11 protein-coding genes and 1 tRNA gene are annotated in these 9,344 nt (G+C 58.7%); 5 read left to right on the top strand and 7 right to left on the bottom strand.

The window, feature by feature from the left end; all coding sequences use genetic code 11:
* Positions 1 to 104: 104 nt before the first annotated feature.
* Positions 105 to 181, bottom strand: a tRNA-Arg gene (locus ACCC96_RS30125).
* A 275-nt stretch (positions 182 to 456) separates the two neighbouring features.
* Between ACCC96_RS30125 and folD the strand changes: the two genes are divergently transcribed.
* Together folD and pbpG are read left to right on the top strand one after the other, a co-directional pair.
* Positions 457 to 1,311, top strand: coding sequence for a bifunctional methylenetetrahydrofolate dehydrogenase/methenyltetrahydrofolate cyclohydrolase FolD (gene folD, locus ACCC96_RS30120; protein WP_019648405.1), 855 nt, complete (start codon positions 457 to 459; stop codon positions 1,309 to 1,311).
* Between the two features lie 262 nt (positions 1,312 to 1,573).
* A complete protein-coding gene (gene pbpG / locus ACCC96_RS30115) occupies positions 1,574 to 2,512 on the top strand; it encodes a D-alanyl-D-alanine endopeptidase (RefSeq protein ID WP_413697725.1) in 939 nt (312 codons plus the stop codon).
* Between the two features lie 87 nt (positions 2,513 to 2,599).
* On the opposite strand, the gene ACCC96_RS30110 is transcribed toward pbpG, so the two are convergent.
* From ACCC96_RS30110 to ACCC96_RS30100, 3 genes are all read right to left on the bottom strand, one after another.
* On the bottom strand, positions 2,600 to 2,824 hold the full coding sequence (locus tag ACCC96_RS30110; protein WP_019648403.1) for a hypothetical protein: 225 nt from the start codon (positions 2,822 to 2,824) through the stop codon (positions 2,600 to 2,602).
* A 12-nt stretch (positions 2,825 to 2,836) separates the two neighbouring features.
* Positions 2,837 to 3,052, bottom strand: a complete 216-nt coding sequence (locus ACCC96_RS30105; protein WP_019580004.1) for a DUF6021 family protein — start codon at positions 3,050 to 3,052, stop codon at positions 2,837 to 2,839.
* A 93-nt stretch (positions 3,053 to 3,145) separates the two neighbouring features.
* Positions 3,146 to 3,874 carry a hypothetical protein gene (locus tag ACCC96_RS30100; RefSeq protein WP_018925417.1) on the bottom strand — a complete coding sequence of 243 codons (729 nt, stop codon included), beginning with the start codon at positions 3,872 to 3,874 and terminating at the stop codon, positions 3,146 to 3,148.
* 171 nt (positions 3,875 to 4,045) lie between these two features.
* On the opposite strand from ACCC96_RS30100, the gene ACCC96_RS30095 reads away from it, so the two are divergent.
* The gene (locus ACCC96_RS30095) at positions 4,046 to 4,216 is read left to right on the top strand and encodes a hypothetical protein (RefSeq protein WP_019648402.1); all 171 of its coding nucleotides are present in this window, start codon (positions 4,046 to 4,048) and stop codon (positions 4,214 to 4,216) included.
* 78 nt (positions 4,217 to 4,294) lie between these two features.
* On the opposite strand, the gene ACCC96_RS30090 is transcribed toward ACCC96_RS30095, so the two are convergent.
* Complete coding sequence (locus ACCC96_RS30090; protein WP_018925415.1) at positions 4,295 to 5,044, bottom strand: TerC family protein; 750 nt, start codon at positions 5,042 to 5,044, stop codon at positions 4,295 to 4,297.
* 28 nt (positions 5,045 to 5,072) lie between these two features.
* On the bottom strand, positions 5,073 to 5,315 hold the full coding sequence (locus ACCC96_RS30085) for a hypothetical protein (protein ID WP_413697724.1): 243 nt from the start codon (positions 5,313 to 5,315) through the stop codon (positions 5,073 to 5,075).
* 156 nt (positions 5,316 to 5,471) lie between these two features.
* Here ACCC96_RS30085 and nhaR point away from each other — a divergent pair, with 156 nt between their 5' ends.
* Positions 5,472 to 6,371, top strand: coding sequence for a transcriptional activator NhaR (nhaR, locus tag ACCC96_RS30080; RefSeq protein WP_018925414.1), 900 nt, complete (start codon positions 5,472 to 5,474; stop codon positions 6,369 to 6,371).
* A gap of 4 nt (positions 6,372 to 6,375) precedes the next feature.
* On the opposite strand, the gene ACCC96_RS30075 is transcribed toward nhaR, so the two are convergent.
* Positions 6,376 to 7,530, bottom strand: coding sequence for an MFS transporter (locus ACCC96_RS30075; RefSeq protein ID WP_138867944.1), 1,155 nt, complete (start codon positions 7,528 to 7,530; stop codon positions 6,376 to 6,378).
* Between the two features lie 334 nt (positions 7,531 to 7,864).
* Here ACCC96_RS30075 and sstT point away from each other — a divergent pair, with 334 nt between their 5' ends.
* Complete coding sequence (gene sstT, locus ACCC96_RS30070; protein WP_019648399.1) at positions 7,865 to 9,097, top strand: serine/threonine transporter SstT; 1,233 nt, start codon at positions 7,865 to 7,867, stop codon at positions 9,095 to 9,097.
* Positions 9,098 to 9,344: the final 247 nt, after the last annotated feature.

Genomic DNA, 9,344 nt, shown 5'->3' with positions numbered 1-9,344 from the left:
GTGGACGATGGGGATCGAACCCACGACAACGGGAGTCACAATCCCGTGCTCTACCAACTGAGCTACGCCCACCATATCGCGCTACTTGTGCCAATGCTGCCTAATGGCGCACCCGGCAGGACTCGAACCTGCGACCATCCGCTTAGAAGGCGGATGCTCTATCCAGCTGAGCTACGGGCGCCTTGTTAATCTGTACCCTTGAAGGACTACAAACTAAGTGCTTTTCAGTCTTGCGAAACCGTAACTCCGCTCGACCTTCTTAACCAGTGCTAGGCTGTGCCCGACAAGTGCGACGAATAGTATAGAGCCCCCTGAAGGTCGTCAAATCCTTTTTGAAAAAAATTCATTTAATTAAAGGAGTTAGGGGAATTTGCAGACCAAGCGCCTTTGCCCTCACCTCATGACATGCGAGAATGCGCTCTCTTTTTTTCCCCTCTCGATGGTTAATCACGCGCAATGACTGCACAACTAATCGACGGCAAATCGATCGCCGCCAGCCTGCGCCAGCAGATCGCCAAACGAGTTGCCGAGCGTCGCCAGCAAGGCCTGCGCACGCCCGGCCTCGCGGTGATCCTGGTCGGCAGCGATCCTGCCTCTCAGGTTTATGTCTCGCACAAGCGTAAAGACTGTGAAGAGGTCGGCTTCCTATCCCAAGCCTATGACCTGCCTGCCGACACCACCCAAGCAGCGCTGACCGATCTGATCGATCGCCTGAACGACGACCCGGCAATCGATGGCGTTCTGCTTCAGCTGCCTCTACCTGAACACCTGGACGCCTCCAAATTGCTGGAGCGCATTCGTCCCGACAAGGACGTCGACGGTTTCCACCCTTATAACGTCGGTCGCCTGGCGCAGCGTATTCCGCTGCTGCGCCCGTGCACACCCAAAGGCATCATGACGCTGCTGGAAAGCACCGGCGTCAATCTTTACGGGATGGACGCGGTCATTGTCGGGGCTTCCAACATTGTTGGTCGTCCGATGGCGATGGAACTGCTGCTGGCCGGTTGCACCGTGACTGTCACCCACCGCTTCACCAAGGATCTGGCCGGCCACGTCGGTCGCGCCGACCTGGTAGTGGTTGCCGCCGGCAAGCCGGGCCTGGTCAAAGGTGAGTGGATTAAGGAAGGCGCGATCGTGATCGACGTCGGCATCAACCGTCAGGAAGACGGCAAGCTGGTCGGCGACGTGACTTACGAGTCGGCCCTGGCCCGTGCCGGCTGGATCACTCCGGTACCGGGTGGCGTCGGCCCGATGACCCGCGCCTGCCTGCTGGAAAACACGTTGTACGCCGCAGAAACACTGCACAGCTGAGTTCACTCTCACCCTGCTGCCCCCAAAAAGAACCCCGCCCATCGCGGGGTTCTTTTTGCCTGTAGCAAACAGCTCGATCACAGAGGTCGGACAACTGCAAAGCCAAATAGTAAAGAAAGAGTTACAGCATTAAATATTCTTCACTTTTACCCCCTCTCTTACAGGCGCCTATGGCTTTCCTGGCACATACTCCTAAAATGCGACGTTTTTAAGAAACAGCCCGTTACAGAACGGCATATCCACCCTTTATGAGTCTGCCAGCGTGAAAATCCGTCTTTCCATCCTGAGCCTAGTTTTTGCAGTTACAGGGACTTTCATCACGCCAACGGTCAACGCCGGTGAAACCACCGCGGCACCACGAAACAATTCACAACTGAAGATCGCGTCCGGCAGCGCTTTGCTGATGGATCTGCAAACCAACAAAGTCATTTATGCCAGCAACCCTGATGTCGTCGTACCCATCGCCTCTGTCAGCAAACTGATGACCGGCCTGGTGGTCGTGGAAGCGCGGCAGAACATGGACGAATACATTCCCGTCAACATCAGCGACACCCCGGAAATGAAGGGCGTGTTCTCCCGGGTCAAACTCAAAAGCGAATTGTCGCGCCGCGAGATGCTGCTGATCGCCCTGATGTCATCGGAAAACCGTGCCGCCGCGACGCTGGCGCATCACTATCCGGGCGGTTATGTCGCGTTCATTGCCGCCATGAACGCCAAAGCCAAGGCGCTGGGCATGACCAGCACCCACTTCGTCGAACCGACGGGCCTCTCCCCGCGCAACGTGTCCACCGCCCGCGACCTGAGCAAACTGCTGATCGCCGCGCACAAGTACCCGCTATTGACCGAGCTGAGCACCACCAAGGAAAAAACCGTCAGTTTCCGTAAACCCAACTACAGCCTGGGGTTCCACAACACCGACCATTTGATCAACAAGCCGAACTGGGACATCAAGCTGACGAAAACCGGTTTTACCAACGAGGCCGGCCACTGCCTGGTGCTGGTGACCAGCATGGGTAACCGTCCGGTTGCGCTGGTGATTCTCGATGCCTTCGGCAAGTACACGCACTTTGCCGATGCGACACGGATTCGTAGCTGGGTCGAAACCGGCAAGAGCACCAACGTGCCGTCCGTCGCCCTGCAATACAAGTCAGAGAAGAACCTCAAACATCGCCAGAGCGGTGTGGTTGAAGCCTCGAAATAAGGTCGAAACACCCGCCAACGAAAGCCCCGAATAATCGGGGCTTTTTGTTGGCGGGCGGTTTGTTGGCGGGCGGTTTTCGTCAGGCGGTCAATCATTGGGCAACGGCATCTGATCGTCATCCGGAATGCCATCCCCGGCACTCGGGTCTCTCCAGCCCTGTGGATGCTTCGTCGGCACCACCGTCGGCCTGGCCAAGGGGTCCCTTAACGGACTGTCCGGATCCATCACCGGGTCCACGTCCGGTTCGAGGGTTGTCGGAACACTGTCGGGAGGATCCGGATGTTTGTCATCAAAGCTCGAATCGGTAGACATATGCACCTCTCACTAAGACTTGGGTCTCAGATTACCGAGTGGGTCGTAAGGCTTGGCCGGCTTCTTCTTGCCCTCCTCACCCGGCTTTATGTCCCTGGGCGCCCTGGCAGGTCCGATGGGGTCGACCTGAGGATCAGCAACGTCCGGAGAATCGGGGTCAAACCCCAACTCATTATCGGACGAATGCTCGGACGAGTGCGGGCCGTCGGGGGTATTGGGATGAGCCATGGGCGCCTCCTGGTCACGACCCGGCGAGAATCCGGGCCCTTTATATAAGAGACCAAAAACGCTGAGTCGTGCCTTGCAGATGACGAGCGGAAACTACTGCGCGGTCAGTGCCTTCTTCGCCCTGGCTGCCGCTTGCTCCTGACCAGATTGGGCAAGATCGTTCGCCGCTTTCAGCCAGCGCTGTTGATCGACGTTGGCCGGAATCTGGTCCGGCTTCTGGATCAAAACGGCCCAACCGCCGGCATTCTCGAGCGCCGACTCAAAGGCGCTGAACCCCATCAGCAACCGACGATCCATCCCGGTGCGCAGCAACACGGTCTGCTTCTGACGGTTGTACCCGGCAAGAATGGCGTATCGCGGTCCGGCCCAGAACGCCGAGCCTTCAGTAATGCGTACCATCACCGGATAACCGGCCGCGACCTGGGTCAGTAGCGCCGGCAATTGGCTGTCGAGGGGATAGACCACCATCCCGTATTCGCGGGCGAGGTTTTGCATGTTCTGCTGCAACCGGTCTTCGGCACCCGGTAAATTCAAGGGCTTTTCGAGCAACCCCGGAGTTATCACGATGTCCTGTTGGGACAACAGGCTGGCCAGCACTTGAGGCCCGCTCTGATAACTTTGCCCGCGGTAGAACGTACCGCTGAGTTCGACACGCTCCGGCAGACGCTTGATCTCAGGCGCTACGCTCCCCGCGCAGCCAGCCAGGCCGGCAACGCAGCCAACGATCAGTGCCAAAGATCGAATTCGAGAAAATACCCGCACCATCATCACTCTCTTGTTCAGACGCCAGGCGATCACGCAGCCGGCTTGGCCGTCGATCATAGGATGCCGCGCGACAGCGGTATAGCCTTAACCGGCAGTTGTTTGCATTTGATAGAGCGAACGGGTTGATGACAGGCGACCTTTGGTCAATAGCCTGAAACACAGCAACGGCTAGACTGTCCTTTACCAAGGAAGAGTGTGCGCCCGCGGCAGGGCAAAGAGGAGGCACTGATGAGCCTGACAATGACCATTGTGATGTTGATTTCCGGCTGGCTGGCAGTGGCCGCCGCCATGTTGTGGGGCGTATTGCGCATTACCCGTCGGCACCATCACCACCCGGTTCAATCGGCGCCCGTGGCCAAAACCGATAAACCGGCTACACACCCCATCACCGCGCACTGACTGGCGCTTTTCAGTCCTACAAAAAAAACGGCCGCCTGGACTCTCGCGAGCTCAGGCGGCCGTTTCGTTTATCGGCGATTAAGCTTCTGCGGCAACACGCCTCTGTTTGGCCCGCCGCGACAGCATGTTCAAGCCTTCGATCGTCGCCGAGAACGCCATGGCCGCGTAGACATAGCCTTTCGGTACGTGGGCGCCGAAACCTTCGGCGATCAGCGTCATGCCGATCATGATCAGGAAGCCCAGCGCCAGCATCACCACCGTCGGGTTGTCGTTGATGAACTTGGCCAGCGGGTCAGCAGCCAGCAACATCACCAGGACCGACACCACCACCGCGATGATCATGATCGGCAAATGCTCGGTCATGCCGACAGCGGTAATGATGCTGTCGATGGAGAACACCATGTCGAGCATCAGGATCTGACCGATGGCGGCGGCAAAGCCCAGGGTCACGGTCGAGGTGGCCGACGTCGGATCTTCCGGCGACGGGTCCATGCTGTGATGAATCTCGGTGGTCGCCTTCCACAACAGGAACAGGCCGCCGGCGATCAGGATCATGTCCTTCCAGGAGAACGCGTGGCCGAGTATATCGATCACCGGCTCAGTCAACTGGACGATGAACGCGATAGTGCTCAACAGCGCCAGGCGCAGGATCAACGCCATGCCGATACCAATGCGCCGCGCCTTCTGGCGATGCTGTTCGGGCAGCTTGTTGGTGAGGATCGAGATGAAGATCAGGTTATCGATGCCGAGCACGATTTCCATCACCACCAATGTGGCCAGAGCGACCCAGGCGGTGGGGCTTGCAGCGAGTTCTAAAAGGTATTCCATGGGTCAGTCCTGACTCGTTGTAGACGGTTTAGATTTCCTGGGACGAAGAGTCGGTTTTGCCCGTCTCTTTGGCCGGTTGTTCTTTCTTGCTGATCAGGCCACTCGTGGCCTCGCTCAACGCTTGTTCGGCGGCTTTGTGGGTATCGTCAATCGCCTGTTTGGCGCTTTCGGCGGCCTTGCCCATCAATTGCTGAGCACTTTTCTCGGCCTGGTCGCAACCGGCCAACGCCAGTAAGGAGGTGATCAGCAGCGCGGTGGTTTTAAGCTTCATGATGCTTTCCTCGATAGAACAGACAGAACCCGAAAGGCGATCCGTCGATAGCGAGGCAGTCTAAAGAGACAAATACTTCAGGAAAATTCGTATTTTCAGCGGTTATACTTCGGTTTTTACGAATCCATAGCAAAACACACGCTACGGGGAACATGAATGCTGAATTACCGACAGCTGCATTATTTCTGGGTGGTGGCCAAGACCGGCAGCATCGTGCGCGCCTGCGAGCAGTTGAATCTGACGCCACAGACCATCAGCGGGCAGATTTCCCTGCTCGAACAAACCTATGGCATTGAATTGTTTCGTCGGGTCGGGCGGCAACTGGAACTCACCGAAGCCGGGCGTCAGACCCTGCCCTACGCCGAGCAGATGTTTCAACTTGGGGGCGAGCTGGAACTGATGCTGCGGGCGCAGCCCAATGAGCAACAGATTCTGTTTCGGGTGGGCGTCGCCGACGTGGTGCCCAAATCCATCGTCTATCGCCTGATCGCGCCGACCATGGAGTTGAGCGAGCCGCTACGCATCACCTGCCGCGAAGACAAACTGGAACGATTGCTCGCCGACCTGGCGATTCAACGCCTCGACCTGGTGATTTCCGACAGCCCGATGCCCTCGCATCTGGACATCAAGGGCTACAGCCAGAAGCTCGGCGAATGCGGTATCAGCTTCTTCGCCACCGCTGAACTGACGGCGCGATACGGCCAGGATTTCCCCCGCAGCCTGCACGGCGCCCCGCTGTTGATTCCCGGGCCGGAAACCGTGGTGCGCAGTCGCTTGCAACGCTGGTTTGCCGAACAGCAGATCCAGCCGCGAATCGTCGGCGAGTTCGACGACAGCGCTTTGATGCAGGCTTTCGGCCAATCCGGTAGCGGGATATTCATCGGCCCGAGCGTGATTGCCGACGAGGTGAAACGCCAATGCGGCGTGGAGTTGATCGGCCAGACCGACGCGGTGCGCGAGTCGTTCTACGCCATTTCGGTGGAACGCAAGGTCAAGCACCCCGGCATTGTCGCCATTACCGAAGGTGCCCGACGCGAGCTGTTCACCGAGATGTGAAGCCTCAGGCGCAGATTTCGCGAGGCTTGAAGGTCATCAGCGCCATGGCCAGGAGAATCGAAACCAGGATAAAACCGGCTGCGGCGAAACCCAGTCCGCCCAGGCCCACACTGTCGATCACCCGGCCGCCGACCATGGCGCCCAGGCCGATCCCGAGGTTGGCCCCGGCAATGTTCAACGACGCCGCGAAGGCCGGCGCTTCAGGCGCCGCCTTCATCAACCGCACATGACTGACCAGGAACAATGCCGCCTGGGTCACACCCCAAATCCCCATCGCCGCCGCCAGCCCCAGTGGCGAGTGAATGTTCGGCACCAGCGTCACCATGCCGGCAATCATGAATGCGCAAAACGTCATAGAAGCGATCAGCGGGTGACGATCCACCGCGCGACCGCCCAGCGAGTTGCCGATCAGCCCGACCGCGCCGAAGCCCATCAGGCACCAGCCGACCACGGTGCCGTTGAAACCGGCGAGGCGTTCAAGAATGTCGGCCAGGTAGGTGTAGGCGGTGAACATGCCGCTGAACACCAGGATCGACAGCAGTACATGACCCAGCATCAGCGGGCTGCGCAGGATCTTGAACTGCGAACGGAAACTCACCTGATGCTGGTGCAGGCTGGTTTTCGGCAAATAGATAAACAGCAACAGCGCCTTGGCAAACGCAATCACCGCCAGAATGCCGAAAGCACTGCGCCAGCCGAACGCATCGGAAATCAACGTGCCGACCGGAATGCCGAATACGGTGGCGCAGACGATGCCGAAACCAATCTTGGCAATCGCCCGCCCGGCGTAGTCCGGGCCGACAATGTCCACCGCGGTTTCACTGGCCAATGCCCAGAACACCGGCAACCCCAGCGCGGGAATCAACCGGGCAATGGCCATCACCCAAATGTTCGGCGCAAATGCCGCCAGCGTGTTGGCCAGGCCGAACATGATCAACACGCTGATGAACAGTTTGCGTCGTTCAAACCTTGCGAAATACGCCGTCAGGAACGGCCCGAACGCGGCCACGGTGAACGCGAACAGGGTCACCAGCAAACCCGCTTGAGGAATGCTGACGTCCAGGTCACGGGCGATTGCCGGCAACAGGCCGACGATGATGAATTCCGTGGTCAGCACCGTGAAACCGGCGGCGGACAACAGAAGAATGGGCAACAGCATGCAGAACTCCAGGAAAACGACGACACCAGCGACAGCCCGAAGGCCCACTGGCAGAACTAGAAAATGAGGATGGCGAAGCTTAACAGAGTGTTTCCGGGCGAAGTTGCACGAACCTGCAAATCGCGTTGAACAATCAGGTGGCAGATCGTCACAGGTCTGAAGGATCGCGGCTACGCTGTGATAAAGTCCGCGACCCGCGAGATTGACACCTTGCTCATCGGCCATTGATTGGCATTGATGTGGCGACCCCTTCGGTTCCCTCCATGTGGCCTGCCCGGCTTTTTGCTGCATGAGCCAAGGAACCCTGCACCCTAATAAAATCAGAGATACCGTTATGACCGCTTCATCCCCTTCTCTTTTTCAACGCCTGAAACGCAGCAGCCTGGTCACGCAAATCATCATCGGCCTGATCGCCGGGATTGCCCTGGCCCTGTTCGCGCCCGAGGTGGCGAAGTCCACCGCCTTCATTGGCAAAGTATTCGTGTCGGCGCTCAAGGCTGTCGCGCCGATTCTGGTGTTCGTGCTGGTCATGGCTTCGATTGCCAACCACAAACACGGTCAGGAAACCCATATCCGGCCGATTCTGTTTCTGTATCTGCTAGGCACCTTCGCCGCAGCCGTGGTGGCGGTGATCGCCAGTACGTTGTTTCCGTCGAGCCTGGTGCTGTCGACCCAGGACGTTGCGGTCACCGCGCCGGGCGGCATCAGCGAAGTGCTGCAAAGCCTGCTGCTCAGCGTGGTCGACAACCCGGTCAGCGCACTGATGAACGCCAACTTCATCGGCATTCTGGCGTGGGCGATCGGCATGGGCGTTGCGATCCGCCATGCCGGCGAGACGACGCGCGAAGTGCTGGGCGATTTGTCCAATGGCGTGACCGTGATCGTGCGCCTGGTGATCCGTTTTGCGCCGTTGGGGATCTTCGGTCTGGTGGCTTCGACCCTCGCCACTTCCGGTTTCGGCGCGTTGATCGGTTACATGCACCTGCTGGCGGTGCTGCTGGGCTGCATGCTGTTCGTGGCGCTGGTGATGAACCCGGTCATCGTGTTCTGGAAGCTGCGTCGCAACCCGTATCCGCTGGTACTCACCTGCCTGCGCGAGAGCGGCATCACCGCTTTCTTCACCCGCAGCTCGGCGGCGAACATTCCGGTCAACCTGGAATTGAGCAAACGCCTGGGCCTGCACGAAGACACCTATTCGGTATCGATCCCGCTCGGCGCGACCATCAACATGGCCGGCGCAGCGATCACCATCACCGTACTGACGCTGGCCGCCGTGCACACCTTGGGCATTGCCGTGGATATTCCGACGGCCATTCTGCTCAGCATCGTCGCGGCGATCTGTGCCTGTGGCGCCTCGGGCGTGGCTGGCGGTTCGTTGCTGCTGATTCCACTGGCGTGCAGCCTGTTCGGCATCCCGAGCGAAATCGCCATGCAGGTGGTGGCGGTCGGCTTCATCATCGGTGTGTTGCAGGACTCGGCGGAAACCGCGCTGAATTCCTCCACCGACGTGCTGTTCACCGCGGCGGCTTGCCAGGGTGAAGAGTTGAAGGCGCAGCGTTTGGCCTAAAAAAGCCAAGATCAAAAGATCGCAGCCTTCGGCAGCTCCTACAGGGTGTACGCCGATCCAACGTAGGAGCTGCCGAAGGCTGCGATCTTTTGACGATAGTCGCGGCAATGACAATCAACCTGCAAAAAAGCCCGCCAAGGCTTACACCTTGGCGGGCTTTTTTGTACCTGGTGCTTCGTCCTGAATAAGGTTTACACCTTCTGGCTTCTTATCAGGAAGGTGCAATGGATACGGGCACAAAACGCAG

Origin of the sequence: Pseudomonas sp. Pseusp11 (assembly GCF_047304405.1) — a bacterium.
In the GTDB taxonomy this organism is placed as follows: Bacteria; Pseudomonadota; Gammaproteobacteria; order Pseudomonadales; family Pseudomonadaceae; genus Aquipseudomonas.
This window is presented reverse-complemented; position numbering and strand designations above follow the sequence as displayed.